Source organism: Sphingomonas sp. PP-CE-3G-477 (assembly GCF_003050745.1).
Lineage (GTDB): Bacteria > Pseudomonadota > Alphaproteobacteria > Sphingomonadales > Sphingomonadaceae > Sphingomonas.
Genome location: NZ_QAOF01000004.1, coordinates 193,447 through 217,617, shown reverse-complemented (window position 1 = coordinate 217,617; position 24,171 = coordinate 193,447). Strand labels below are relative to the sequence as shown.

The following is a 24,171-nucleotide window of genomic DNA, read 5'->3' as shown; positions in this document are numbered from 1 at the left end:
TCCATCGGCGTTCAGGCTTTGGCGTGCTCGATCAGCAACGGTGCCGTGTTCGCCACCGCCGTCTCGACCACGGGCGCGACCCGGTCGAACACCGCGCTGACAAGCGCTTCGGCGATCCATCCGACTGCCGCACCGACGACCAGATCGGACAGATAATGCTTCCCGTTCACCGGTTGCGCCGCCGCGACCGCGCCGGAAATCAACGCCGCCGGACCACCCGCACCGGTGATGTCGCGCGACGCGGCACGCGCGACCGCAACCGCGCCCGCGGTGTGACCGGAGGGGAACGACGTCTGCTCGTGATCGTCGCTGTTGCCCGGTTCGAACCGCGCCTTGCCGTCCTCGATCGCCTTTTCGGGACGCGTACGATCGATCGACGCCTTGATCGCCGACTTGACGAAGGTTGCCGCCGCGTGTGCCGCCAGCATGCGCACGCCGCCGCGGATCACCTCCGGCCTGCGTGCGATCAGGCCGATCACGACGGTGCCGATCGACGTCGCAACGAGTTGCGGCTGGTCGCCGATCTCGGCGAGGAACCCGGTCGCCTTGACCAGCGGTTCGTCGCGGTGCTCGGCGGCCTTGTACGTCGCCTCGCGGTCCACCTTTTCGACGGCCTTTGCGGCGTCCTTGGTCTTGCCCATCACGTCTCGCCCTGCCCGTCCATCTCGCCGCGCACCTGTGCATGCGCGAGCAAGGCGAACAACCCCGCACCGCCCAGCAAGTTGCCGAGCACCGCGGGCAGTATCAATTCGACCAACGCCTGCCAGACGCCGACATGGCCGGAGAACAGCAGCAGGAACGCCTCGTCCGAGCCGACGATCGAATGGCTGAACCCGCCGAGCGCGACGACATAGGTGATCGCGAAGATCACCAGGAACGCCTGCTGCCGCGCGTTGGGCAGCGACCAGGCGAGGATCGCGATCATGAACCCGGCGGGGATCGCGTTGACGAACGTCGCCCAGGCCGACAGCTCGGTGATCCGCATCGACACCTCGATCATCGCGCCGCGCAACTCGCTGCTGCCGAGCACCTCTGCCGCGATCGCGCCGCCGGTAATCGCCGTCCCGATCAGATTTGCCACAAGCACAACGCCCCACAGTCGCAGCGTCCGCTTCAGCGCCCAGCTCGACGGCTTCGTCACCAGCGGCAGCATCGCACTGATCGTACTCTCGGTGAACAGCTGCATCCGCCCGAGGATGACGACCAGAAAACCGATCGGATAGCCGAGCGACACGACGATCGTCCGCCATGGCGTGTCGGGCAGCGCCTGATGCAGCGCGCCTTCGGTAATCAGCGAACTCGATATCGCCATGCCCGCAGCAAGCCCGGAAAAGAACAGCGACGATAGCGGACGGTCGAGCTCTTCCTCGCCCGCCTCGCGCACGGCCTTGTGCAGGTCCTGCGCATCGGCGGCCTTGAGGTCCTCAACGTCTTCGCCGGGCGGTTTGGATGCATCATCGACCATTACGAGCGTGTAACGGTTCGCGTCATGCTTTGCTCCGGCGCAATCGCCCGCTAGAGCGCGCGGCGATGAACGATCCTTCTGTTATCCGCCGCCTCTATGGCCGTCGCCAGGGCCACAAGCTGCGTCTCGGCCAGGCCGCGCTCGTCGAGGAAACGCTCGCCGACCTGTCGGTGCCCGAGGAAGGGCCGATCGATGCGATGACGTTGTTCGGCGACAACCGCCCGCTCCACGTCGAGATCGGCTTCGGCGCGGGCGAGCATCTGGCGGGACAGGCCGCGATGAACCCGGACGTCGGCTTCATCGGCTGCGAGCCGTTTCTCAACGGCGTCGTCGGCGCGCTGGCACACATCCGCGACGGCGAACTGACCAACGTCCGCCTCCACATGGGCGATGCGCTGGAAGTGATCGAGCGCCTGCCCGACGCCAGCCTCGACCGGCTGTACCTGCTGCATCCCGATCCATGGCGAAAGGCACGCCATGCGAAGCGCCGCATGGTCAACCACGGTCCGCTCGACACGATCGCCGCCAAGCTGAAGCCCGGCGCGGAATTCCGGCTCGGCACCGACGATCCGACCTATTGCCGCTGGTCGATGATGATCATGAACGCCCGCCGCGATTTCGAATGGCAGGCAAACACCCCGCACGACTTCCTGACCCGCCCCGACGACTGGCCCGAGACGCGGTACGAGCGCAAGGCGCGGCGGCAGGGGCATGAGGTCTGGTATTACCGGTATATTCGGATATGACCGGATACCGGGAAAGCCATTGATCTTGGTATCGAAAAGCCGCGCCTTGCAAAGCGTATGGGTCTGAGACGCCAACGGCCAAACTGCGACGATCTATCGGTCGGACGACGCTCACGATCTTCCTATCCGGCATATTTTCCCACATGGTGCCGGCATGCCGACGATCCCCGCCATTTCGACGATCGCCCAGACGATCCAGCTTTCGCTTGCGCCGGTCTTCATGCTGGCGGGCATCGGACAGTTGCTCAACGTACTCGCCGGACGATTGTCGCGCGTGATCGACCGCGCGCGGAAGCTGGAGCAGTTGCACCCGAATTTTTCCGCGGCCGATCGCACGCGCTACGGCTGGGAGCTGCGATTGCTCGACCGCCGGATGACGATCATTAACGCGGCGCTGTTCCTAGCGGTGTCGAGCGCGATCATGACCTGCGTGCTAATCGCGCTGCTGTTCATCGCCGAACTCGCCAAGCTTCATTTCGGCACCGCGGTCGCGCTGTGCTTCATCCTCGCGATGATCCTGCTGATCGCAGCGCTTGTCTCGTTCATCTTCGAGGTCCGGATGTCGTTGCGGGCCTTCCGGATCCGGCCGGAGTTGCTGAAGGACCTGTTATGATCGAGAAGCGCGTGCTGCAGGCGGTGATCGCGGTCGCGTGCCTGTTGCCGCTGATCGTCGGCGGCCAAGGCGTGCTGCAGGGCCCCACGCCGTTCGGCCATCTCGCCGAAATCCCGCGCGATCTCGACAGCCATTTCCGGTATATCTCCGGCATCTTCTTCGCGACCGGTCTGGGCTTCGTCAGTTGCATTCCGGATATCGAGCGCAAGGGACCGCGGTTTCGCCTGCTGGGCGGGTTGATCTTCGTTGGCGGACTGTCGCGCGGGATCTCGTTGCTCGCGGTCGGTGTGCCGTCGCAGGGCCACGTGCTCGGGCTGGCGATGGAGACGGTGGTCGTGCCGTTGCTGATGCTCTGGCAGTGGAATTTCGCCAAGCGGGCTACCCGAGCCTGACGATCCTCCCCCGCCAGGGGGAGGATCGATCGATCAGCGTGCAGCGTCCAGGCCCGGACCGGCATCGGCGGTCGGCAGATACCGTGGCGCGACCCGCGCCTTCGCCCTCTGCTCATACGCATAGCCGGCACCGAGAACCGCTGCGTCGCCATACTTCGTCGCGATGAACGACAGCCCGACCGGCAAACCGCGAACCAGCCCCATCGGCACGGTCAGGTTTGGATAGCCCGCCACCGCCGGCAGTCCGCTCGAACTCGGGCCACCGTATTGATCGCCGTACACAGGCTCGCTCAGCCACGCGGGGCCGTAGGTCGGCTCGACCAGTAATGTAGCGCCCGCGGCCTTGAGCATCGCGTCGATCCCCTCTGCACCCGCGAGCCGCAGCGATTTGGCGCGCGCTGCCTTGTACGCCGGATCGTCCAGCCCCTTGGTCTTCGCCGCGGCCTCGAATGTCTCCTGCGCGAAGAAGGGCATCTCCGTGCCCGCGTTGGCGGTGTTGAACGCGATGACCTGATCGAGCGTCCGCGTGCCGACCGCCGCTGGCGTGGTCGCGAGATAGGTGTCGAGATCGGCCTTCAACTCGGTCTGGAGCACCAGTAATTCCGCCTCGCCGAGCCCATCGAGCTTGGGCTGCTTGACCTCGACCAGCACCGCGCCCGCCGCCTTGAGCACATCGAGCGAGGCCTGGTATTTCGCGGCAAGGTCCGCGGTCATCTCAGGCCGGATGACGCCGACGCGCAGACCCGACAGCGCGCTGGTCGACAGCCCCGCCGCATAGTCGCGCTTGTAAGCCCCTGCCCCCGCGGTCGCGGCATCGGCAGGATCAACCGCAATCATCGCCGAGAACAACGTCGCGACATCACGCACGCTTCGCGCCATCGGCCCCGGCGTATCCTGGCTGTGGCTGATCGGCACGACGTGCGTGCGGCTGACCAGGCCGAGCGTCGGCTTCAGCCCGACCAGCCCGTTAAGCGACGACGGACACACCACCGAACCATCGGTTTCCGTGCCGATCGCCGCCGCCGCGAAGCTCGCCGCGATCGCCGCGCCCGAGCCGCTTGACGATCCGCAGGCGGTACGGTCGAGCGCGTAGGGATTTTTGACCAAGCCGCCGACCGCACTCCAGCCGCTCATCGACCGGGTCGAGCGGATGTTCGCCCATTCGCTGAGGTTGGTCTTCCCCAGGATCACCGCCCCCGCAGCGCGGAGTTGCGCGACGACGGGCGCGTCGCGACGCGTGAGATTGTCCTTCAGCGCGAGGCTGCCGGCCGTCGTCGGCATCGCGTCGGCGGTCTCGACATTGTCCTTGATCAGCACCGGCACGCCGTGGAGGGGCCCGCGAATACGCCCGGCCTTGCGTTCGGCGTCGAGCGCCTTGGCCTGCGCCAGCGCGTCGGGGTTGAGCGCGATGACGGCGCGGAGAGTGGGGCCCTTGCGGTCCATGGCCGCGATCCGCGTGATATAGGCGCGGACGAGGTCGACGCTGCTCGCTTTACCCGCGGTCATCGCCGCCTGGACCTGGTCGATCGACTGTTCCTCGACCGCGACCGTCTTGGCGCTCGCGACGAATGGAACGGCGGTTGCGAGCAATAGCCCGATGATAAGCTTACGCATTTTGCGAATCCCCTTTGGCGCGAGGCTATCGGGGTTGCGGGCCTGCGCCAAGCGGTCTGAACGATGCTCGACACGATGCGTTACGGACCAGCAACGGATAGGGGAATGGCGTGCGTCTCGTGTTGAAGATCGTCGGGGGCATCGTGCTGCTGGCGGTCGTGATCGTCGCGCTGGCGATGACGATCGTCCCACGCTTCCTCGACCGCCTCTACTACCGCGGACCGGAGAGCGGCCATTTCGACGGCGCGCACTTCGCCAATCCCGACAACGACGCCGACACGCAGCAGATCCAGCCGGCCGGCGGTGGTCGCGCGAGCTTCTTCTGGCACTATTTCACGGGCAGCGATGGGCGGCCCGCATGGCCCAAGTCGGTCCCGGTGAACCGCGTCGCGCCGCCCGCCCGGGTCGAGGGCGAGCGGATGGTCGTGACGTGGGTCGGCCATGCCAGCGTTCTGATCCAGACGCAGGGGCTCAACATCCTCACCGATCCGGTCTGGGCGGAGAAGGCCGGGCCGCTGGGCACGGGCCCTAGTCGTGTCGCCGAGCCGGGGATCGCGTTCGATGCGTTGCCGAAGATCGACGTCGTTCTGGTCAGTCACAATCACTACGACCATCTCGACAAGGCGACGCTGAAGCGGCTCTGGCAGCGCGATCGACCGCGGATTGTTACCAGTCTGGGCAACGACAGCGTGATCGGCCAGACCGGCGCGCAGGCGACCGCGCTCGACTGGGGTCAGCGGGTGGCGATCAGGCCCGGTGTCGCGGTCACCGTGACGCGCAACCATCATTGGGGCAGCCGTTGGTTCACCGATCGCAATCGCGCGTTGTGGTCGAGCTTCGTCGTCACGCTGCCAGGCGGGAACGTGTTCTTTGCGGGCGATACCGGGATGGGCGACGGCCAATGGCCGCGCGAAGCGGCAGCGTTGGGACCGATCCGGCTGGCGCTGATCCCGATCGGCGCGTTCCGGTTCGTCGACGGGCAGATGGAGTCGGGCAGCCATATCGGGCCGGTGGATGCGGTCGAGGTCTATCGCCGGCTGGGCGCAGCGCACGCGATCCCGATCCACTGGGGGACGTTCCGGCTGTCGTTCGAAGGGTATGATACGCCGCCGAAACTACTGGCGGCGGCGATGCGGTGTACGGGGCAGACTGGGTTCGAGCCCGTGGCGATCGGGCGGCCCACGGAGGTTGCGGGGTATGTAAAGCCGGTGACGGTAACGCCGATGGCTCGGGCGGCTTTGTTGCAGTGTCTCGATACGCCGCAGGTTCGCGCACTCCGTTAATTCTTCCGCCACCCCGAAGCTGTTCGGCGGGTATCCCCTGCGACCGAGTAAGCCTGTTTCCCCGCGAAGGCGGGGACCCAGACTGGGCTCCCGCCTTCGCGGGAGAACAACGAGAGAGAAACGTAACGCCGGCCCCACCACCCCGGCGAAGGCCGGGGCCCAATTGGGGAAGGCTGCGAACGGTGGACAGCCCTTCGTTACTGCCACCTTTCCAATTGGGCCCCGGCCTTCGCCGGGGTGGTATTCCCCTCAATCGTGCCCGCACCTCACCCCATCTTGAACACGCAGAGCTTGTTGCCGTCCGGATCCCGGAAATACGCGCCGTAGAAGCCCATTTCCTCGGGTCCACGCGTGCCGGCAGCGCCTTCGTCCGCGCCGCCGAGTTCGATCGCCTTGGCGTAGACCTGATCGACCTGCTCGCGGGAATCCGCCGCGAGCGCGACCATCGTGCCGTTGCCCGCGGTCGCCGCTGCACCGTCATAGGGCTTGCCGATCACGAGCATCGGCTTGTCGGGGCCCGCGCCGTAGAAGGTCAACTGGCGCGCGTCGGGCATCTGCATGAGGCGCTTGCCGCCGACCGTCGCGAACAGCGCGTCGTAAAATGCCAGCGCCGAGTCGATATCGTTGGTGCCGAGCGTCGCGTAACCGATCATGGGTCTCTCCTATTATGAATAAGGAGCGATATCGGAGGGTTACGCGGGGGACGCAACTAGCTGTTCCCCCGCGAAGGCGGGGGTCCAGGCCCGAACCCTCCGGCATGCGACAGTGATGTAATCCCTGGGTCCCGCGTTCGCGGGGGAACAGCTAGCGTTGCGGTCGTGGATTACCCGACGAAAGCGCGCTCGATCACGAACGTACCCGGCTTCGAATTCGCGCCCTCCTCGAAGCCGTTAGCCTCGAGCATCACCGCGAATTCCTTGATCATCTCGGTCGATCCGCACAGCATCGCGCGATCGGTCTCGGGGTTGAGCTTCTGCTCGCCGCGGACCGGATGGCCGAACAGCGACGCGTCCTCGATCAGCGCACCGATCCGCCGCGTGGTGCGAAACGGCTCGCGCGTCACGGTCGGGATGTAGTGGAACTGCGTCTGCGCTTCGTCGGCGATCAGCGGGTCCTCCGCCAGCAGGCCGACCATCTCGTCGTGATACGCAAGATCGCTCACGCGGCGCACGCTGTGCACGACGATCACCTGCTCATAGGCGGCATAGACGTCGGGATCGCGCATCAGGCTGAGGAACGGCGCGAGGCCGGTGCCGGTCGAGAACATGAACAACCGCTTCCCCGGCAGCAGCGCGTCGAGCACCAGCGTACCGGTCGGCTTCTTGCCGAGATACACTTCGTCGCCGGGCTGGATTAGCTGAAGCTTCGAGGTCAGCGGGCCGTCCTCGACCTTGATCGACAGGAACTCGAGCTCCTCCGAATAATGCGGCGACGCGATCGAATAGGCGCGCATGATCGGCTTTCCGCCTTCCTGGGGAAGGCCGATCATCACGAACTCGCCCGAGCGGAAGCGGAAGGTCGATGGCCGCTCGATCGCGAAGCTGAACAGATGTTCGTTCCAGTGACGCACCCACAGCACCTTGGCGTTGAGGAACGCGGGGGTCTCGGGGATCAGCGCGGGCGCGCGGGTTGCTTCGACGGTCGGGGCGGTCATGCGTCTATTCCTTGGCCTACGCGCGGGCGCTGGCGGATCGATGGCTTGCGAAACGGTCGCATTATGGGCGTGAGCCGGACGGGTCAACAACAGCTAAACTTGGCCGCTCCCAAACCGCCGCCTCGTATCTCCGCGTTCTCCTGCGAACGCAGGAGCCCAGGGTTGCTAAGCGGCGTCCCTCAGTAACCCTGGGCCCCTGCGTTCGCAGGAGAACGAAGTTGGCTATCACGGTGATCACTGGCCGTTGCCGACTCAGGCCATGTTCCCCATATTCCCCCTCGATGGCCATTCAGATCCGCACCAGCCTCGCCGAGCCCGAAACCGGCGAAAGCTTCGTCCCGCACCGCCCGACCGCGCGCCCCGAAAAGGTCGAGGGCGGCAAGCGATTCAACCTCGTCAGCGAGTATGAACCCGCGGGCGACCAGCCCACCGCGATCGCCGAACTTGTCTCCGCGATCGGCGACGGCGAGAAGGACCAGGTGCTGCTCGGTGTCACCGGCTCGGGCAAGACCTTCACGATGGCCAGCGTCATCAACCGCGTCCAGCGACCCGCGCTGATCCTTGCGCCGAACAAGATCCTGGCCGCACAGCTGTACGGTGAGATGAAGTCGTTCTTCCCCGACAACGCGGTCGAATATTTCGTCAGCTATTACGATTATTACCAGCCCGAGGCGTATGTCGCGCGCTCCGACACCTACATCGAGAAGGAATCGTCGACCAACGAGTCGATCGACCGGATGCGGCATTCGGCAACGCGCGCGCTGCTCGAACGCGACGACGTGATCATCGTCGCGTCGGTGTCGTGCCTGTACGGTATCGGCTCGGTCGAGACCTATTCGGCGATGATCTTCGACCTCAAGAAGGGCACGACGGTCGACCAGCGCGAGATCGTGCGCAAACTCGTCGCGCTCCAGTACAAGCGCAACGACGCGGCGTTTCAGCGCGGCAATTTCCGCGTGAAGGGCGACACGCTCGAGATCTTCCCGTCGCATTACGAGGACAGCGCGTGGCGCATCTCGTTCTTTGGCGACGATATCGAGGAGATCACCGAATTCGATCCGCTGACCGGAAAGAAGGTCGCGTCGCTGAACTCGGTACGCGTGTACGCGAACTCGCATTACGTGACGCCCGGCCCGACGCTCAAGCAGGCGGGCGAGGCGATCAAGCATGAACTGGCCGAGCGGCTGAAGGAGTTGGTGCTGGAGGGCAAGCTGCTGGAGGCGCAGCGGCTTGAGCAGCGGACCAACTTCGATCTTGAGATGATCGCGGCGACCGGCTCCTGCGCGGGGATCGAGAATTACTCGCGCTTCCTTACCGGCCGCATGCCCGGCGAACCGCCGCCCACTTTGTTCGAATATCTCCCGGACAACGCGCTGCTCTTCGTCGACGAGAGCCATGTCACGATCGGCCAGATCAACGGCATGTCGCGCGGCGATCACAGACGTAAACTGACGCTCGCAGAATACGGCTTCCGCTTGCCGAGCGCGATCGACAACCGGCCGCTGCGCTTCAACGAATGGGACGCGATGCGGCCGCCGACGACCTATGTCTCGGCCACTCCGGGCAGCTGGGAGATGGAGCAGACCGGCGGCGTGTTCGCCGAACAGGTCATCCGCCCGACCGGGCTGATCGATCCGCCCGTCGAGATCAAGCCGGTCGAGGAACAGGTCCAGGACCTGATCGTCGAAGTCGGCAAAACGACCGCGCTCGGCTACCGCACCCTAGTCACCACCCTGACCAAGCGGATGGCCGAAGATTTGACCGAATACATGCACGAAGCGGGCATAAAAGTCCGCTACATGCACAGCGACGTCGAGACGCTGGAACGCATCGAACTTATCAGAGATCTCCGTCTGGGCGTCTACGACGTCCTGATCGGCATCAACCTGTTGCGCGAGGGGCTCGATATCCCCGAATGCGGGCTGGTCGCGATCCTCGATGCGGACAAGGAGGGCTTCCTGCGCTCCGAGACGTCGTTGATCCAGACGATCGGCCGCGCGGCGCGCAACGTCGATGGCCGCGTGATCCTGTACGCCGATCGCGTCACCGGATCGATGGAGCGCGCGATGAACGAGACGTCGCGCCGTCGCGAGAAACAGGTCGCGTACAATACCGAACACGGCATCACCCCGACGACGATCCGCCGCAACATCGGCGACATCATCGCACACGTCGCGAGCCAGGATCAGGTGACGATCCCTATCGACGAGGACCGGCCGCACATGGTCGGCCACAACCTCCGCGCGTATATCGAGGATCTCGAAAAGCAGATGCGCAAGGCTGCGAGCGATCTGGAGTTCGAAACCGCCGGGCGCCTTCGCGACGAGATCCGCCAGCTGGAGAACGAGGAACTCGGCCTGCCGGTCGACCAGCAAAAGGCGCCGGTCATGGGCCGCTCTAACGAGGGCAAGCCCGGCACGCGAAAGACGCGTTACGGCAAGAGCCAGAAAATGCGGATGGGAGGCTCACGGTCGCGGTGATCGCGGACATCACCGGTGCGGGCAACTTACCCGCACCGGTCGAAGTGGAGCTTAACCGACGACGAGGTCCTCGCTGTTCGACCCGTAATAGCTTGCCACACGGTCGGCATAGGCCTGGTCGAACACCGGTGCGTTGTTCGCCCAGCTGGGGCCGCCTTCCAGAACGCGCTTGTCGATCGTGACCACGTAGAGGTCGCGGACGGCGTCGAACTGGAGCAGCGAGAACGGCAGCGGGTAGAAGCTCTTGCCCATGCCGAGGAAGCCGCCGAGGCTGAGCACGGCATGCGTGACCCGGCCGGTGCCCTTGTGAACCATGAACGCGTGGACCGAGCCGACATTGTCGCCATCGCGGCTCTCGACCTTCATCGTGCCGGAGATGTTCGACTGGACGAGCAGCTGGGTCGGCGTCTGGGCGGCGGTATCGGACATGGACGTTCTCCTGATTTCTTCCGTCGCTGAACCGGTATCACCGTGCGGCGGTTCCCGGCTAGCGCGCTTCGTCGTACTTGAGCGACCGCCGGGCGTGCCGCATAGCGATGCGATGCGCACTCTGCCCCCTTCCCTCGTCGGCTTGCGATCGCTCGCCAGCCCCCGCGTGCTGGCGCGACTCGCCGGCCTGGCGACGCTCGCTTCGATCGCCGGCTGTGTCCCGCCGCCGCGGGCCGAAGCACCGCCGCCGCCGCGCACCGTGGCCCGCCCCCCCGCGCCGGCGCCGCGCCCGGTACCGATCGCCGCCGATTGGCGCGACTGGACATATTCGCCGGGGACATGGGTGTATCGCCGCGATGCGCGCGGTTCGATCGCGCTGTTCGGGCCGGCCAATGCCGATGCGTCGCTCACCTTGCGTTGCGACACGGCAGCACGCGCAATCTATCTGTCGCGCGCGGGGAGCACGGCGACGCCGCTGACGATCCGCACGTCGAGCGTGACGCGCGCGGTGTCCGTCCAGCCGACCGGGGGCACGCCGCCCTATGTCGCGGCCGCGCTGATGCCGAACGATTCGTTGCTGGAGGCGATGGGGTTCAGTCGTGGGCGGTTCGTCGTCCAGCAGCCCGGACTGCCGCCGCTGGTCGTGCCCGCCTGGGCCGAGATAGAGCGGGTCACCGAAGATTGCCGCGGCTGATTTCGACCAACTGGCAGTCGCACAGGATTGCCCGAAAACTTCCGTAAAACAAGGCTTGTATCGCAGGCGCGGTCGGCACACATTGGCGTTGCGGTCAGGCTTGGCCGCGTTGTTTCAACAAGCGAAAGGAGGTGATCCGATGTCTCATGGTTCAGCAGTGAGTTCGGTTCGGTTCGTTCGGGGGACGCACCGCTAAGTCCGCCGGTCCGCGTGGGGAGTATCCTCTCCCAGTCAACACGTGGTCCATAGGATAGGCGGTACGCATGGTCCTCCGGGCTGGAGCTCTCCGGCCGCTGACCATGTCAGGAGGCTGTCGGTTCGTCGTGAGACGATCCGGCAGCCTCTTTTCGTTTGTGGGAACTACGGGGCGTGGGGGCAAGCTGCGCTCGGGGGCAAACCCATTGCCCGGCCCGCGCCGCCTAATGTGGGGCCAATTCCAGACTCCACCGCCCTACGGACTTGATCGGTTAAGTTTTGCGGCATTGTGTGGCCGAAACTATCCAGAGATTCCGGAACGTTTGGCACGCCGCCGTCCGTGACAGATCGAAGGGGCAGCGCACGTCCTTGTTCTCCCGCGAAGGCGGGAGCCCAGTCTGGAGCCCCGCCTTCGCGGGGAAACATGCTGGTTCAGGTACACACGCTGCGCTTTGCACGGTAGAGGCGCCGGCTGCCCAAGACCGCCGCCCTACAGGAACGACTTCGCCCGGTTGAGGACGATGCTGCACATCCGCGTCTTCACCTGCCCGCCGAGATCGTCGAGCGAAAACGCTTGGCCGTTCGGCGCCTGCACTTCGCCTTCCTGCCCCGCGGCATAGCCCGGCGACGTCTGCACACCCTGTCGCCCGGTCAGACGCTGAAGGATCGACTGCGCGCCGGTGGCCGGGGCCTTTGCGGTGCCCGTTCGTGACGCTGCATTCCGCCCGCCAGTTAAGGCGCCAAGCGCACCGCCTTGCCCGAGCAGATTGTTCTTCAGGCAATAGCCGAGCAGGCCAGCCGCGTTCCCAGCACCGATCGATCCGACGTTCGGCAACGCGCCACCTAGCAGACCGCCGAGTCCCCCGAGGCTGCCCAGGCCACCCTGAGTCGACGCCGATTGCGGCGCGGTGGTCTGGGCCGAGGCCGTGGTAGCGAGGGTGAAGGCTGCGACGAGGGCGATTGCGGTCTTGGGCATGATGAGCGTGCTCCGATAAGGTCGTATTACCAACAGGACTGGCCGGGGTGCGTTCCGGGCTCGGCTTCGTTCAGCCGCCCGCGAAGAACGCGTCGACCGATCCGCGCTTGGCGCTCAACGCCGCCGCGACCCGTCGGCGGGCATCGTAATATACCAGTGCCGGCGCCGCCGGATCGGTCTCGCGAAGGCGTGCAGCGTCCGCGTCCGTCAGGCTGCTCTCGCGCGCGACATGATCCGCATACCCCTCCTGCTGCCAGGTCGGGAGCATCGCGCTACGTACTTCGCCAAGATGGTTGGCGATCATGATGTGCGTCGTCTCGTGCGCAATCACCCCAGACAGCGTGCGAGTGCCGCCGATCGCACGACCGTTCGTGACGCGATCCGCGGCGACGTCGCTGTGGTTGAAGACGATCGCCGAGCTGAAGGGCCGGCGGAACGCGAAGGCGCCCGGCGACTGGATCGCCAGAAGGCGCCATCGCCAGCCGCCGCCCGTCAGGAACAGCGACCGATCGACCGGCCCGGTGTAGATCGGACTGGCGCGCAACAACTCTTCCGCGCGTGCCAGTTCGCTGGCGATCCGCGGATCGATCGGACGCTCTGCATAGACGGTGACGGTGCCGACGCGCTGTTTATACGGAAACGCTAGCAACTGCGGCGCGTAGACGACCGCGATGGCGAGCAGAAGGAAGATGGCCACGATCCACCGGACTGGGCCCTGCCCCCTTCTGCGTGCGCGGGTCGTCATGCCGGCGTGAGTAACCCCTCGCGCGCGATCTTCTCGCGCCAGACCAGAGGCGCAAGCTGGTGGACGTTCTCGCCCGCGGAATCGACCGCGACGGTCACCGGGAAGTCCGCGACCTCGAACTCGTAGATCGCTTCCATGCCAAGATCGGCAAAGCCGACGACCTTCGATCCCTTGATCGCGCGCGCGACCAGATACGCGGCGCCGCCGACCGCCATCAGATACGCGGACTTGGCCTCGGCGATTGCCTTGGTCGCATCGCCGCCGCGCTCGGCTTTGCCGACCATCGCGAGCAGGCCCTGGTCGAGCATCATCCGGGTGAACTTGTCCATCCGCGTCGCCGTCGTCGGCCCAGCAGGTCCGACGACCTCCTCGCCGACCGGATCGACCGGGCCGACATAATAGATCACGCGCCCCCTGAAATCGACCGGCAGCGGCTCGCCCGCATCGAGCATGTCCTTGATCCGCTTGTGCGCCGCGTCGCGCCCGGTCAGCATCTTGCCGTTGAGCAGCAGGCGGTCGCCGTGCTTCCAGGTCTGCACGATTTCGGGCGTCAGCGTGTCGAGATCGACGCGGATCGCGGCCTTGTCGGGTGTCCAGTTCACATCCGGCCATTCCTCAAGCTTCGGTGCTTCGAGATACACCGGGCCCGAGCCGTCGAGCGTGAAATGCGCGTGGCGCGTGGCGGCGCAGTTGGGGATCATCGCCACCGGCTTCGACGCGGCGTGCGTCGGCCAGTCGAAGATCTTGACGTCGAGGATGGTCGACAGCCCGCCCAAGCCCTGCGCGCCGATACCGAGCGCATTGACCTTGTCGTAGATCTCGATCCGCAGCGCCTCGACGTCGTTTTTCGGCCCGCGCGCCTTCAGCTGCGCCATGTCGATCGAGCCCATCAGCGACTGCTTGGCAAGGATCATCGACTTCTCGGCAGTGCCGCCGATGCCGATCCCGAGCATGCCCGGCGGGCACCAGCCCGCGCCCATCTGCGGGATCATCTCGAGCACCCAGTCGACGATCGAATCGCTCGGGTTCATCATCTTGAACTTCGACTTGTTCTCGCTGCCGCCGCCCTTCGCCGCGACGTCGATCGAGACGGTGTTGCCGGGCACCATCTCGACATGCATCACGCTCGGCGTGTTGTCCTTGGTGTTGCGCCGGGTGAAGGCGGGATCGGCGAGGATCGACGCACGCAGCTTGTTCTCGGGATTGAGATAGGCTTTCCGCACGCCCTCATCGATCACTTCCTGAAGCGAGCGGGTCGAGTCGAGGCGGCAATCCTGGCCCCATTTGACGAAGATCGTGACGATCCCGGTGTCCTGGCAGATCGGGCGGTGGCCCTCCGCGCACATCCGGCTGTTGGTCAGGATCTGCGCGATCGCATCCTTGGCCGCGGGGCTCTGCTCGGCCTCGTACGCGACGCCCAGCGCGCGGATATAGTCCATCGGGTGGTAGTAGCTGATGAACTGGAGTGCGTCGGCGACGCTTTCGATCAGGTCGGCTTCGGTGATGACGGTCATGCAGCGCCTTTACGGATACAGGTTTGCAGACGTCTTAGCGGCGATCGCGTGATTTTTGAAGACGGGGTCGTCGCGGTGATCGGGGCGCAAACGGCCAAAGGTTACGATAAGGTCACACCAACGTGCCCTCGCATATACGATGCCACCAAACAGAAAAGGTCGGGATGACCTTAGCACCACCCCGACATTTCCTATTATATCAAAGTGTTAGTTCGATTACATCGGTGGCGTCAGGCCGTCCTTGCCCACTGCGACCGACCTGGCGCCCTTGGAGTCCGCCGAGATGATCGCGAACAGCTTCTGGCCCTTGGCGAGGACCGTGCGCTCGGCCGGCTCGAACCGGACGATCGGCGTGCCGACGGGGACGACGACCTGGGCCTTGCCGCCCTTGTACGAGATGCTCAGCTTGGTCTCGCCGGGCTTGCCTGCGCCGCCGGTAACGGTGCCATTCGTCATGCCGCTCTGCTGCGCGACCGTGCCATTCGTCATCGCGCTCTGGCCATCGACCGTGCCGTTGGTCATCGCGCTTTGCCCGTCGACGGTGCCGTTGGTCATTGCGCTGGACCCGTTCGTGCCGCCGCCTGCAGCCGCGACCGCGCCGGGGACGTCCCAGGGATAATGACCCTCGCCGGTGCCGCGCATCGCCTCGGGGAAGATCACGAGTTCAACCGCGCGCAACGCGTCGTCGGGACCGGTCGTCGCGGTGCCGATGAAGTCGCCGTCCTTGAGCGTCGACAGGTCGGACTTCACCACCCAGGCGAACTTGGTGTTGGCGCCGAGCGGTACGGTGGCCGACTTGCCGTCATAGGTCTGGACGGTCAGCGCATCGGTGCCGATCGCGGTGATCACGCCGCGGACGCGGTTGACCGCCGGGGTCGCGCTCGCCGCGGCGCTGGTGTTGCCCATGGCGATGTTCGCGGTCGTGGTGTTCGAGTCCGTCGAAGTCGTCTGACCACAGCCGCCGAGGACCGCGACCACGCCACTCAGCAGCATCAGCTTTTTCGTCAACATCGCAGTAAATCCTTCACAATATCAAAGCGTAGCGCCGAGACGGCACCGGCGATCGGTTCGCAGACGGCCATGATGATATGGTCGATGTACTTCAACGCCGGAAGGGACAATCGGTCGCATCGCACGGACACGGCGTGCGGGCGACCGGAAGGCGATTTCGGCGGCGGCAGACCGACTTCGGCTTTCCGCGCGTCGCTGCCCCGCCTAGAATGTGCCGATGCAGGATATCAGAAACATCGTCGTCCTGACGGGCGCGGGCATCTCGGCGGAAAGCGGGATCGCGACGTTTCGCGGGCCGGGCGGCTTGTGGGAAGGGCACCGTGTTGAAGACGTCTGCACCCCCGAGGCGCTCGCGGCGGATCCCGAACTGGTACACCGGTTCTACGATCTGCGGCGCGCGGCTCTGGCGGGGGTCGAGCCTAACGCCGCGCACCACGCGCTGGCGCGGCTGGATGCGGCTTGGGAGGGCGAACTGCTGATCGTCACGCAGAATGTCGATGACCTGCACGAGCGGGCGGGGGCGACGCGGATGCTGCATATGCATGGCGAGTTGTTGTCGGCCTTGTGTGCCGTTTGTGGGGCGCGTGCGCCTTGGTCGGGGGCATTGCCGGAGGGGTCGGTGTGCGGCGCGTGCGGGGCCGCGGCGTTGCGGCCGGACATCGTGTTCTTTGGCGAGATGCCGTACCAGATGGAGCGGATCGAGGCCGCGCTGGCGAAGGCAGATCTGTTCGTGTCGATCGGCACGTCGGGCGCGGTGTATCCGGCGGCGGGGTTCGTGCAGACCGCGGCGTATCACGGGGCGCGGACACTGGAGCTGAACCTTGATCCGTCGATGGGGAGCGTGTTTTTCGAGCAGACGCGGATCGGGGCGGCTGGGGTGTTGGTGCCGGCGTGGGTGGACGAGGTTCTGTCCTAAGCTTGCTCCCCCGCTTAAGCGGACGCTACGCCACATCGCCCCCCCCCGGCGAAGGCCGGGGTCCAATTGGAAAGGTTGCAGTAACGATGCGCCGGCCGCCGTTATGGACGTCCCCCAATTGGGCCCCGGCCTTCGCCGGGGTGGTTGTGAGTTGGTGGCTTCGGCGCACCTAGTGGTCGACAGAAGATTTGTTCTCCCGCGAAGGCGGGAGTCCAGTCTGGGCCCCCGCCTTCGCGGGGGAGCAGTCTTCTGAGTGACGGTTAATCGACCCAGTCGAGGCCCATGTCGCGGTAGACTTCGCGGTCTTCGTCCCAGCCGGGCTTCACTTTAACGTGCAGGTACAGATGCACGGGCTTGCCGGTGATCGAGGCGAGTTCGATGCGGGAGCGGGCGCCGATCTCCTTGATGCGGACGCCGCCCTTGCCGAGCACAATCGCGCGCTGGGTGGGGCGTTCGACGAGGATCTGCTGGTGGATCTCCAACGAGCCGTCCTGGCGTTCGATATACTGCTCGGTCTCGATCGTGCTCGCATAAGGGAGTTCGGCGTGGAGCTGGAGGTACAGCTGCTCGCGCGTGACTTCGGACGCCAGCGCGCGCTCGGTCGAGTCGGAGACCTGGTCCTCGGGATAGTGCCACGGACCTTCGGGCATCGCCTTCGCAAGCTGCGTCTTGAAGTGTGCGAGGCCGTCGCCGGTGCCGGCACTGATGAAGAACGTCTCGGCGAACGGGAGCAGTGCGTTGAGTTTCTCGGCGTGGATCAGCAGCTTGGTCTTGTCGGCGAGATCGACCTTGTTGAGGATCAGCCAGATCGGCTCGGTCCGGCCGACCAGCGACTCGACGATCGTCGTGACCTTGCCGCCGATGCCGCCCTTCGCATCGACCACCAGCGCGATGATGTCCGACCCTTCCGCGCCGCCCCAGGCGGCGGCGACCATCGCGCGGTCGAAGCGCCGCTTGGGCTCGAAGATGCCGGGGGTGTCGACGAGCAGGATCTGCGTGTCGCCCTCGATCGCGACGCCCATCAGTTTCGCGCGCGTCGTCTGCGCCTTGGGGCTGACGATCGCGACCTTCTGGCCGACGAGCGCATTGACGAGCGTCGACTTGCCCGCATTCGGCGCGCCGACGATGGCGACCAGGCCGCAATGCTTGGGGGCGGAGATTTCAGGAGTAGCAGGTTCGGTCACTTAGGCTCTTTTCGGCATCGGGATATTCGGGGGCGGTCATACAGACAAAACGCCCTCGCGTCATTCCCGCCAAACTGCGGCCTCACTCGCCGGCGCGTCGGGCGCCGGCCGAGAAGAAAGAGTTTGTTCGCGCAGAGGCGCAGAGGCCGCAGAGATGAAGTGAATGAGGGGCGCACTCGCTGAACCAAACGCCGCCGAATAATCGGTGTCTTACCGGGCACGACCTTGCCCCGATCGCACCATCTCCGCGTCCTCTGCGCCTCTGCGCCTCTGCGCGAAAAATCCTCTTTAGCCCAGCTTTTCGAGCAGTGCCTTGGCCGCTGCGGTCTCGGCTTCCTGTTTGCTGGAGCCGGTTGCGGTCGCTTCGGCGAGTTTGCCGACCGAGACGAGCATCGTGAATTTCGGGGCGTGGCCGGGGCCGGTGCGTTCGACGATCGTGTATTCGGGGGGCTTGCGGTTGTGCGCCGCGGCCCATTCCTGGAGCGCGGACTTGGGGTGTTGCGGGGCTTTGGCGCCGGCTTGTACTCTGTCCCCCCAGGCGCCGCGGACGAATTTGCGCGCCGCGTCTAGGCCGGCTTCCTGATACCAGGCGCCGATCAGCGCTTCCATCACGTCGCCGAGTACGTTGTCGCTGTCGCTCGCGCCGTCGTCGCGGGCTTGCTTGCCGAGTTTCAGATGCGCGCGGACGCCGAGTTCGCGCGCTACGTCGGCGCAGACAGGACCGGTGACGAGCGCGTTGAGGCGTTTCGACAGCGAGCCCTCGGGGTCGGTCGCGAACAGTTCGTAGAGCCATTCCGCGATGATCAGGCCCAGGACGCGATCACCTAGGAACTCTAGCCGTTCGTAGTTCGCCGCGGCCTGGCTGCCGTGCGTCAGCGCGCGCTCATAGGGGGCGAGGTTGGTCGGTGCGCGGCCGAAGAGCGTCTTCAGCCAGCCGGCGAGGTCGCTCAAAAGCCTTCCCCGATACGGCTCCAGCGCGCGGCACTGACCCAGGTCCAGGGCTTCAGCCATTCGGCATCGCCGTCGGTCGAGAAGAAATTGACGACCGCCTTGCCCTCGACGTTCTCAAGCGGGACGTAACCCATGCCCTGCGGCGCGGGGAACCGGCTGTCGCCGCTGTCGTCGCGGTTGTCGCCCATCACGAAGATGTGGCCGGCGGGGATCGTGTAGAGCCCGGTGTCATCGCGGTCGGGGAGTTCGGCCTGGTCGAGCACTTCGTAGCTGCGACCGCCCGGAAGCGTCTCGCGGAACCTCGGGTAGCGGCAAATCTGGACGTTGGCGACGACGTCGACAAACGGCGCTCCGCATTTCTCGGCGTCGAAATTGGCGGTTAGCGGGATCGTGAAGTCGGCAATGCGCAGCTTCGGGATCGCCTTGCCGTTGAGGTAGACGGTGCCCTGACGCATCTGGATGGTCTCGCCGGGGAGGCCGATGACGCGCTTGATGACGTCGTGGTCGAGCACTTCGGGCGCGCGGAAGACGACGACGTCGCCGCGGGTGGGCGTGCTGCCGAAGATGCGGCCAGGGATCAGCGGGATGCCCGCGGGGAGCGACCAGCGCGAGTAGCCGTAGTTCCACTTCGAGACGAAGAGATAGTCGCCGATCAGCAGCCGGGGGAGCATCGATTCGGACGGGATGCTGAACGGCGCGAAGATGAAGCTGCGCAGGATCAGCACGACTACCGCCAGCTTCAGCAGGAAGCGGAACGTTTCGCTCGTTTCGGAACGTACGGGTTTGGTCTTCACGTCATTTGCCATGTGCGCGGGTTTGCGCAGACCGCGCCTATCGTCAAGCGTGCGCGGGATACGTGTCACCGAAAGAGCGTTGTCGCGGTCTCGCGCTTGCAGCATGACCGGCGCGCACGTCTATTCGGAGAAGCAGCATGACCGCCGATTGGTCCAAGATCGAAGCCCTGCCCGCCACCAAGCTGACCGACCTGTTCGCGGCGGACTCGGAGCGCCTCTCGAAGCTGAGCCTCGACGTCGCGGGGATCCACTTCGACTGGTCGAAGACGCATCTGACGACCGACATGGTCACCGCGTTCGAGGAAATGGCGAAGGCGCAGGATCTGTCGGGCAAGCGCCAGGCGCTGTTCTCGGGCGAAATCGTCAACGTCACCGAGGGCCGCGCGGTCGAGCACACCGCCGAGCGCGGCGAGGGCAAGCCCGAGAGCGTCGCGATCGCGCAGGCGAGCCACCAGCGGATGCGGACGCTGATCGATGCGATCGAGGCGGAAGCGCTGGGTCCGGTGCGGCATATCCTGCACGTCGGGATCGGTGGGTCGGCGCTGGGGCCGCAGTTGCTGGTCGATGCGCTGGGGCGTGACGACAAGCGCTACGACGTGGCGATCGTCGCCAATGTCGATGGCGTCGCGCTTGAAGACGTGTTCGCGAAGTTCGATCCGGCGGCGACTCTGCTCGTGGTCGCGTCGAAGACGTTCACGACGACCGAGACGCTGATGAACGCCGAAAGCGTGCTGCAGTGGATGACCGAGCATAATGTCGAGGATCCGTATGGCCGCGTGATCGCGCTGACCGCGTCGCCCGAGAAGGCGATGGAATGGGGCGTCGATGAGACGCGAATCCTGCCGTTCGCAGAAAGCGTCGGTGGGCGGTATTCGCTGTGGTCGACGATCGGGTTCCCGGCGGCGATCGCGCTGGGCTGGGACCGGTTCGAGGAGCTGCTCGAGGGTGCGGCCGAGATGGACCGGCATTTCCGGCTGTCGGCGCTCCACGAGAACGCGCCGGCGCTCGCGGCGTTCGCGGACCTGTATTACACGCAGATCCGCCATGCCGAGACGCGCGCGCCGTTCGCGTATGACGAGCGGTTGCGGTTGCTGCCGAGCTATCTCCAGCAGTTGGAGATGGAGTCGAACGGCAAGTCGGTGACGGTCGACGGGCAGCCGCTCGGGCGTCCTTCGGCTGCGATTACCTGGGGTGGGGTGGGCACCGAGGCTCAGCATGCGGTGTTCCAGCTGCTCCACCAGGGCACGCATCTGGTGCCGGTCGAGTTCATCGCGGTGATCGAGCCGGGCGATACGTTGCCTGAGGAGCATCACCGGGCGCTGCTGCTGAACGCGTTTGCGCAGGGGGCTGCGTTAATGGCGGGCAAGCAGGTCGAGGATCCGGCGCGGAGCTATTCGGGCGATCGGCCGTCTTCGACGTTGCTGCTCGACGATCTGGATGCGCGGACGCTGGGCGCGCTGATCGCGTTTTACGAGCACCGGGTGTTCGTGAACGGGGTGCTGCTGGGGATCAATTCGTTCGACCAGTTCGGGGTGGAGCTGGGGAAGGAAATGGCGAAGGCCGCGGAGAAGGGCGGGCAGACGTTCGATCCTTCGACGGATGATCTGATCAAGCGCGCGTTTGGGTAATTCCGAGAGGAAACCTCTTTCGTGTTCCCCCGCGAAGGCGGGGGCCCAGGATACCACCTACAGCGCTTGGGACCCTGGGCTCCCGCCTCCGCGGGAGAACTAGAAGGCGCGGGAGAACTGGAGAGGCTGAGCGTTACATCCTCATGCCTCTACTCCTTGCCATCGCGCTCGCAGCCTCACCCACCGTCGCGCAGATGAAGTGGGAGCGGCGGATATTGATCGTGTCCGCCCCAGCCGCCGATGACGCATCGCTCGCCGAGCAACGTCGTATTCTGGCCACTTGGAAGACCAACGCCGCCGCTCGGGACCTCACCATCGTCGAGGTCGTCGGCGACACGGTTCGTGGCGCAAGCGACCCAGCCGCAGCGCTCCGCCGCAAATACCGCCTCCCCACCAGCTTCACCGCGATCCTGGTCGGCAAGGACGGCGGCGAGAAACTGCGTAGCGCCAAGCCCTTCCCCGCCGCCGCGCTGGAGGCGACGATTGACGCGATGCCGATGCGCAAGGCGGGGCAGCGATAGGCTTAGACGATCAGCGTGATCGCCGCGCCGGGGTTGCCGCCTCGCGCCCCCTGCCCCAGATGGCATGCAAAGCCGCTCCGCGGCACGCGACGTACGAGGACTGCCCGTGACCGACACCACATCCGCGACCGATACCCAATTCGACTATGACCTGTTCGTCATCGGCGCAGGCTCGGGCGGGACGCGGGCATCGCGCGTCGCCGCCGCGCATGGCGCGCGCGTTGCGGTCGCGGAGGAGTACCGGGTCGGTGGGACCTGCGTCATCCGCGGCTGCGTACCGAAGAAACTGCTGATCTACGGTGCGCATTTCGCCGAGGATCTGAAGGATGCCAAGCGGTTCGGCTGGCAGGTGCCCGACAACTGCGCGTTCAGCTGGCCGACGTTGCGCGACAACGTGATGGAGGAGGTCGACCGGATCAACGGCGCCTACACGACCACGCTGCAGAACAACCATGTCGACATCATCCACCACCGCGCGGTTGTCTCTGGCCCGAACGAAGTCACGCTCGCCGATGGCACCGTCAAGACCGCCGCGAAGATCCTGATCGCGGTCGGTGCGCATCCGCTGGTGCCTGAGTTCCCCGGTGCCGAGCATGGCATCACCTCGAACGAGGTCTTCCATCTCGATGACGTGCCCAAGCGCGTGCTGATCGCCGGCGCGGGCTATATCGCCAACGAATTCGCCGGCATCTTCCACCAGTTCGGCTCGCACGTCACGCTGGTCAACCGGACCGACGTGATCCTGCGCGGCTATGACGAGTCGATCCGCGACCGCCTGCTCCAGATCTCGATGAGCAAGGGCATCGACTTCCGCTTTAACGCTGCGTTCGAGAGCATCGAGAAGGACTCGGATGGCTGCCTGACGGTCAAGATGAGCGGGCATGAGCCAATCGTCGTCGACCTCGTGATGTTCGCTACCGGCCGTTTGCCTAATACGAAGGGCTTGGGGCTCGATACCGCGGGCGTCGAGATGGACGCGGCTGGCGCGGTGATCGTCGACGAGGACAACAAGTCGAGCTGCGACTCGATCTTTGCGGTCGGCGATGTCACCAACCGCATCCAGCTGACCCCGGTCGCGATCCGCGAAGGGCAAGCGTTTGCGGACACGTTCTTCGGTGGCAAGCCGACACGCGTCGATTATGCCAACGTGCCCGCCGCGGTGTTCAGCCATCCGCCAATGGCGGGTGTCGGGATGACCGAGTCGCAGGCGCGGGAAGCACTCGGCTCGGTTAGGGTGTATTCGAGCGATTTCCGGCCAATGAAGAACGTGCTGGCGGGCCGCAACGAACGGTCGTTGTACAAGATGATCTGCGATGGCGAGACCGACCGGGTGGTGGGCATCCACATGATCGGGCCGGACTGCCCGGAGATCCTGCAATCGGCTGCGGTGGCGGTTAAGGCGGGACTGACCAAGGCCGATTTCGATGCGACGGTCGCACTGCATCCGACGATGGCGGAAGAGCTTGTCTTGATGAAGTGAGGGCGCCCCGCTTCAAGCTTGTTCTACCGCGAAGGCGGTAGCCCAGTCTGGGCCCCCGCCTTCGCGGGGGAACACGTTTTTAGGTGCCGGTAAAATTTCCCGGCCGCCTCTCGCTGACCGCGCGGACGCCTTCCGCAAAGTCGTTGGTCTTCTGCAGCCAGGCCTGTTCGGCGAGTTCGTGATCGGTCTGTGACTGGACCAGCGCGAACAGGTCTCCGCGCATCGTCTTTCGCGTCGAGCCTACCGCGAGCGGCGCACCTGCCGCTATCTCCGATGCCAGCGCCAACGCCTCGGCGCGCAACCGGTCCGCCGGAACGACTGCATCAGCCAGCCCCCAGGCCTCCGCCTGCTCCGCCCGAATGCGGCGCCCTGTCAGGTTCATCAGCAGCGCGCGCTGGCGACCGATGACACGCTCCAGCACCGCGGAGATACCGAAGCCGGGGTGGAAGCCGATCTGGACGAAGTTGGCGACGAACTTCGCATCGGGCGAGGCCACGCGGAAATCGGCGACCAGCGCTAGGCCGAGTCCCGCCCCGACCGCAGCACCCTGGATCGCCGCGACGACCGGCGTCTCGACCGCGAACAGCTTGGCGGCGGCGACGTAGAACGGGTTGCGCTCGCCTTCCGTTCGGTCCGCGGCCACCGGATTGGCGTTGACGAGGTCCGCCCCCGCGCAGAACACCTTGCCTTCGGATTGCAGGACGATCGCGCGCACGTCGCGGTCGGCATCCGCGGCGGCGAACGCAGCGCCGATCGCCTCGATGAGCGCGAGATCGGCGAAGTTGTGCGGCGGCCGCGCGAACGTGACGATCGCGACGTGCCCGTCGCGGGTGACGTCGACGCCGTTTGTGCGTGCCTGATCGGTCATTGCATTCTCCTCGAAGCC

At 65.6% G+C, this 24,171-nt stretch carries 24 protein-coding genes; 10 read left to right on the top strand and 14 right to left on the bottom strand.

Going from position 1 to position 24,171, the window contains the following annotated elements; translation table 11 throughout:
• Positions 1-11: 11 nt before the first annotated feature.
• Positions 12-641 (bottom strand): phosphatase PAP2 family protein, encoded by a 630-nt coding sequence (locus C8J45_RS10420; RefSeq protein WP_107963163.1) that lies wholly within the window; start codon positions 639-641, stop codon positions 12-14.
• Positions 641-1,465 carry a formate/nitrite transporter family protein gene (locus C8J45_RS10415; protein ID WP_107963162.1) on the bottom strand — a complete coding sequence of 275 codons (825 nt, stop codon included), beginning with the start codon at positions 1,463-1,465 and terminating at the stop codon, positions 641-643. The genes C8J45_RS10420 and C8J45_RS10415 overlap by 1 nt, the downstream gene beginning before the upstream one ends.
• A gap of 65 nt (positions 1,466-1,530) precedes the next feature.
• On the opposite strand from C8J45_RS10415, the gene C8J45_RS10410 reads away from it, so the two are divergent.
• The 3 genes from C8J45_RS10410 (at position 1,531) to C8J45_RS10400 (ending at position 3,216) form a co-directional block, all read left to right on the top strand.
• Positions 1,531-2,211, top strand: a complete 681-nt coding sequence (locus C8J45_RS10410) for a tRNA (guanosine(46)-N(7))-methyltransferase TrmB (RefSeq protein WP_107963161.1) — start codon at positions 1,531-1,533, stop codon at positions 2,209-2,211.
• A 154-nt stretch (positions 2,212-2,365) separates the two neighbouring features.
• A complete protein-coding gene (locus tag C8J45_RS10405) occupies positions 2,366-2,824 on the top strand; it encodes a DUF2721 domain-containing protein (RefSeq protein WP_056053043.1) in 459 nt (152 codons plus the stop codon).
• Positions 2,821-3,216 (top strand): DUF4345 domain-containing protein, encoded by a 396-nt coding sequence (locus C8J45_RS10400; protein ID WP_107963160.1) that lies wholly within the window; start codon positions 2,821-2,823, stop codon positions 3,214-3,216. The genes C8J45_RS10405 and C8J45_RS10400 overlap by 4 nt, the downstream gene beginning before the upstream one ends.
• Positions 3,217-3,249: 33 nt before the next feature.
• Here the strand turns inward: C8J45_RS10400 and C8J45_RS10395 are convergent, their stop codons facing one another.
• On the bottom strand, positions 3,250-4,830 hold the full coding sequence (locus C8J45_RS10395; protein WP_107963159.1) for an amidase: 1,581 nt from the start codon (positions 4,828-4,830) through the stop codon (positions 3,250-3,252).
• A 119-nt stretch (positions 4,831-4,949) separates the two neighbouring features.
• On the opposite strand from C8J45_RS10395, the gene C8J45_RS10390 reads away from it, so the two are divergent.
• Positions 4,950-6,113 (top strand): MBL fold metallo-hydrolase, encoded by a 1,164-nt coding sequence (locus C8J45_RS10390; RefSeq protein ID WP_107963295.1) that lies wholly within the window; start codon positions 4,950-4,952, stop codon positions 6,111-6,113.
• A 266-nt stretch (positions 6,114-6,379) separates the two neighbouring features.
• On the opposite strand, the gene C8J45_RS10385 is transcribed toward C8J45_RS10390, so the two are convergent.
• Both C8J45_RS10385 and C8J45_RS10380 read right to left on the bottom strand, forming a co-directional pair.
• Positions 6,380-6,766, bottom strand: coding sequence for a VOC family protein (locus tag C8J45_RS10385; RefSeq protein ID WP_056489810.1), 387 nt, complete (start codon positions 6,764-6,766; stop codon positions 6,380-6,382).
• Between the two features lie 170 nt (positions 6,767-6,936).
• Positions 6,937-7,767 carry a ferredoxin--NADP reductase gene (locus C8J45_RS10380; protein WP_107963158.1) on the bottom strand — a complete coding sequence of 277 codons (831 nt, stop codon included), beginning with the start codon at positions 7,765-7,767 and terminating at the stop codon, positions 6,937-6,939.
• Between the two features lie 281 nt (positions 7,768-8,048).
• Here C8J45_RS10380 and uvrB point away from each other — a divergent pair, with 281 nt between their 5' ends.
• Positions 8,049-10,247 (top strand): excinuclease ABC subunit UvrB, encoded by a 2,199-nt coding sequence (gene uvrB, locus C8J45_RS10375; RefSeq protein WP_107963157.1) that lies wholly within the window; start codon positions 8,049-8,051, stop codon positions 10,245-10,247.
• A 51-nt stretch (positions 10,248-10,298) separates the two neighbouring features.
• Here uvrB and C8J45_RS10370 read toward each other — a convergent pair whose 3' ends face one another.
• Positions 10,299-10,676: a PRC-barrel domain-containing protein gene (locus C8J45_RS10370; protein ID WP_107963156.1), complete on the bottom strand. Its 378-nt coding sequence runs from the start codon at positions 10,674-10,676 to the stop codon at positions 10,299-10,301.
• A 112-nt stretch (positions 10,677-10,788) separates the two neighbouring features.
• On the opposite strand from C8J45_RS10370, the gene C8J45_RS10365 reads away from it, so the two are divergent.
• Positions 10,789-11,370, top strand: a complete 582-nt coding sequence (locus C8J45_RS10365) for a hypothetical protein (RefSeq protein ID WP_258191403.1) — start codon at positions 10,789-10,791, stop codon at positions 11,368-11,370.
• A 685-nt stretch (positions 11,371-12,055) separates the two neighbouring features.
• Here C8J45_RS10365 and C8J45_RS10360 read toward each other — a convergent pair.
• From C8J45_RS10360 to C8J45_RS10345, 4 genes are all read right to left on the bottom strand, one after another.
• Entirely contained in the window at positions 12,056-12,541 is a 486-nt protein-coding gene (locus C8J45_RS10360; protein ID WP_107963154.1) for a DUF2501 domain-containing protein, read from the bottom strand.
• A 70-nt stretch (positions 12,542-12,611) separates the two neighbouring features.
• Positions 12,612-13,238 carry a hypothetical protein gene (locus C8J45_RS10355; protein ID WP_146168607.1) on the bottom strand — a complete coding sequence of 209 codons (627 nt, stop codon included), beginning with the start codon at positions 13,236-13,238 and terminating at the stop codon, positions 12,612-12,614.
• 44 nt (positions 13,239-13,282) lie between these two features.
• On the bottom strand, positions 13,283-14,800 hold the full coding sequence (locus C8J45_RS10350) for a fumarate hydratase (protein ID WP_107963152.1): 1,518 nt from the start codon (positions 14,798-14,800) through the stop codon (positions 13,283-13,285).
• Positions 14,801-15,016: 216 nt separating this feature from the next.
• Positions 15,017-15,811 carry a hypothetical protein gene (locus C8J45_RS10345; RefSeq protein ID WP_181321188.1) on the bottom strand — a complete coding sequence of 265 codons (795 nt, stop codon included), beginning with the start codon at positions 15,809-15,811 and terminating at the stop codon, positions 15,017-15,019.
• Positions 15,812-16,028: 217 nt separating this feature from the next.
• Between C8J45_RS10345 and C8J45_RS10340 the strand changes: the two genes are divergently transcribed.
• Positions 16,029-16,727, top strand: a complete 699-nt coding sequence (locus C8J45_RS10340) for an NAD-dependent deacylase (protein ID WP_107963151.1) — start codon at positions 16,029-16,031, stop codon at positions 16,725-16,727.
• Positions 16,728-16,987: 260 nt separating this feature from the next.
• Here the strand turns inward: C8J45_RS10340 and era are convergent, their stop codons facing one another.
• From era to lepB, 3 genes are all read right to left on the bottom strand, one after another.
• Positions 16,988-17,911 carry a GTPase Era gene (gene era, locus C8J45_RS10335; protein WP_258191402.1) on the bottom strand — a complete coding sequence of 308 codons (924 nt, stop codon included), beginning with the start codon at positions 17,909-17,911 and terminating at the stop codon, positions 16,988-16,990.
• Positions 17,912-18,199: 288 nt separating this feature from the next.
• A complete protein-coding gene (rnc, locus tag C8J45_RS10330; RefSeq protein WP_056065532.1) occupies positions 18,200-18,862 on the bottom strand; it encodes a ribonuclease III in 663 nt (220 codons plus the stop codon).
• Complete coding sequence (gene lepB / locus C8J45_RS10325) at positions 18,859-19,668, bottom strand: signal peptidase I (RefSeq protein ID WP_107963149.1); 810 nt, start codon at positions 19,666-19,668, stop codon at positions 18,859-18,861. Before lepB ends, rnc begins: the two co-directional genes overlap by 4 nt.
• 125 nt (positions 19,669-19,793) lie before the next feature.
• On the opposite strand from lepB, the gene pgi reads away from it, so the two are divergent.
• The 3 genes from pgi to gorA all read left to right on the top strand — a co-directional run bounded on the left by pgi (position 19,794) and on the right by gorA (position 23,285).
• A complete protein-coding gene (gene pgi / locus C8J45_RS10320) occupies positions 19,794-21,284 on the top strand; it encodes a glucose-6-phosphate isomerase (protein ID WP_107963148.1) in 1,491 nt (496 codons plus the stop codon).
• 143 nt (positions 21,285-21,427) lie between these two features.
• The gene (locus C8J45_RS10315) at positions 21,428-21,805 is read left to right on the top strand and encodes a DUF4174 domain-containing protein (RefSeq protein ID WP_181321187.1); all 378 of its coding nucleotides are present in this window, start codon (positions 21,428-21,430) and stop codon (positions 21,803-21,805) included.
• Between the two features lie 106 nt (positions 21,806-21,911).
• Positions 21,912-23,285 carry a glutathione-disulfide reductase gene (gene gorA, locus C8J45_RS10310; RefSeq protein WP_258191401.1) on the top strand — a complete coding sequence of 458 codons (1,374 nt, stop codon included), beginning with the start codon at positions 21,912-21,914 and terminating at the stop codon, positions 23,283-23,285.
• A 79-nt stretch (positions 23,286-23,364) separates the two neighbouring features.
• Here the strand turns inward: gorA and C8J45_RS10305 are convergent, their stop codons facing one another.
• The gene (locus C8J45_RS10305) at positions 23,365-24,153 is read right to left on the bottom strand and encodes an enoyl-CoA hydratase/isomerase family protein (RefSeq protein ID WP_107963145.1); all 789 of its coding nucleotides are present in this window, start codon (positions 24,151-24,153) and stop codon (positions 23,365-23,367) included.
• Between the last annotated feature and the right edge of the window lie 18 nt (positions 24,154-24,171).

Coding starts and splice junctions, on each gene's coding strand:
- C8J45_RS10420 (WP_107963163.1), bottom strand. CDS start 641: ATGGGCAAGACCAAGGACGCCGCAAAGGCCGTCGAAAAGGTGGACCGC.
- C8J45_RS10415 (WP_107963162.1), bottom strand. CDS start 1,465: ATGGTCGATGATGCATCCAAACCGCCCGGCGAAGACGTTGAGGACCTC.
- C8J45_RS10410 (WP_107963161.1), top strand. CDS start 1,531: ATGAACGATCCTTCTGTTATCCGCCGCCTCTATGGCCGTCGCCAGGGC.
- C8J45_RS10405 (WP_056053043.1), top strand. CDS start 2,366: ATGCCGACGATCCCCGCCATTTCGACGATCGCCCAGACGATCCAGCTT.
- C8J45_RS10400 (WP_107963160.1), top strand. CDS start 2,821: ATGATCGAGAAGCGCGTGCTGCAGGCGGTGATCGCGGTCGCGTGCCTG.
- C8J45_RS10395 (WP_107963159.1), bottom strand. CDS start 4,830: ATGCGTAAGCTTATCATCGGGCTATTGCTCGCAACCGCCGTTCCATTC.
- C8J45_RS10385 (WP_056489810.1), bottom strand. CDS start 6,766: ATGATCGGTTACGCGACGCTCGGCACCAACGATATCGACTCGGCGCTG.
- C8J45_RS10380 (WP_107963158.1), bottom strand. CDS start 7,767: ATGACCGCCCCGACCGTCGAAGCAACCCGCGCGCCCGCGCTGATCCCC.
- uvrB (WP_107963157.1), top strand. CDS start 8,049: ATGGCCATTCAGATCCGCACCAGCCTCGCCGAGCCCGAAACCGGCGAA.
- C8J45_RS10370 (WP_107963156.1), bottom strand. CDS start 10,676: ATGTCCGATACCGCCGCCCAGACGCCGACCCAGCTGCTCGTCCAGTCG.
- C8J45_RS10365 (WP_258191403.1), top strand. CDS start 10,789: ATGCGCACTCTGCCCCCTTCCCTCGTCGGCTTGCGATCGCTCGCCAGC.
- C8J45_RS10360 (WP_107963154.1), bottom strand. CDS start 12,541: ATGCCCAAGACCGCAATCGCCCTCGTCGCAGCCTTCACCCTCGCTACC.
- C8J45_RS10350 (WP_107963152.1), bottom strand. CDS start 14,800: ATGACCGTCATCACCGAAGCCGACCTGATCGAAAGCGTCGCCGACGCA.
- C8J45_RS10345 (WP_181321188.1), bottom strand. CDS start 15,811: ATGTTGACGAAAAAGCTGATGCTGCTGAGTGGCGTGGTCGCGGTCCTC.
- C8J45_RS10340 (WP_107963151.1), top strand. CDS start 16,029: ATGCAGGATATCAGAAACATCGTCGTCCTGACGGGCGCGGGCATCTCG.
- lepB (WP_107963149.1), bottom strand. CDS start 19,668: ATGGCAAATGACGTGAAGACCAAACCCGTACGTTCCGAAACGAGCGAA.
- pgi (WP_107963148.1), top strand. CDS start 19,794: ATGACCGCCGATTGGTCCAAGATCGAAGCCCTGCCCGCCACCAAGCTG.
- C8J45_RS10315 (WP_181321187.1), top strand. CDS start 21,428: ATGCCTCTACTCCTTGCCATCGCGCTCGCAGCCTCACCCACCGTCGCG.
- C8J45_RS10305 (WP_107963145.1), bottom strand. CDS start 24,153: ATGACCGATCAGGCACGCACAAACGGCGTCGACGTCACCCGCGACGGG.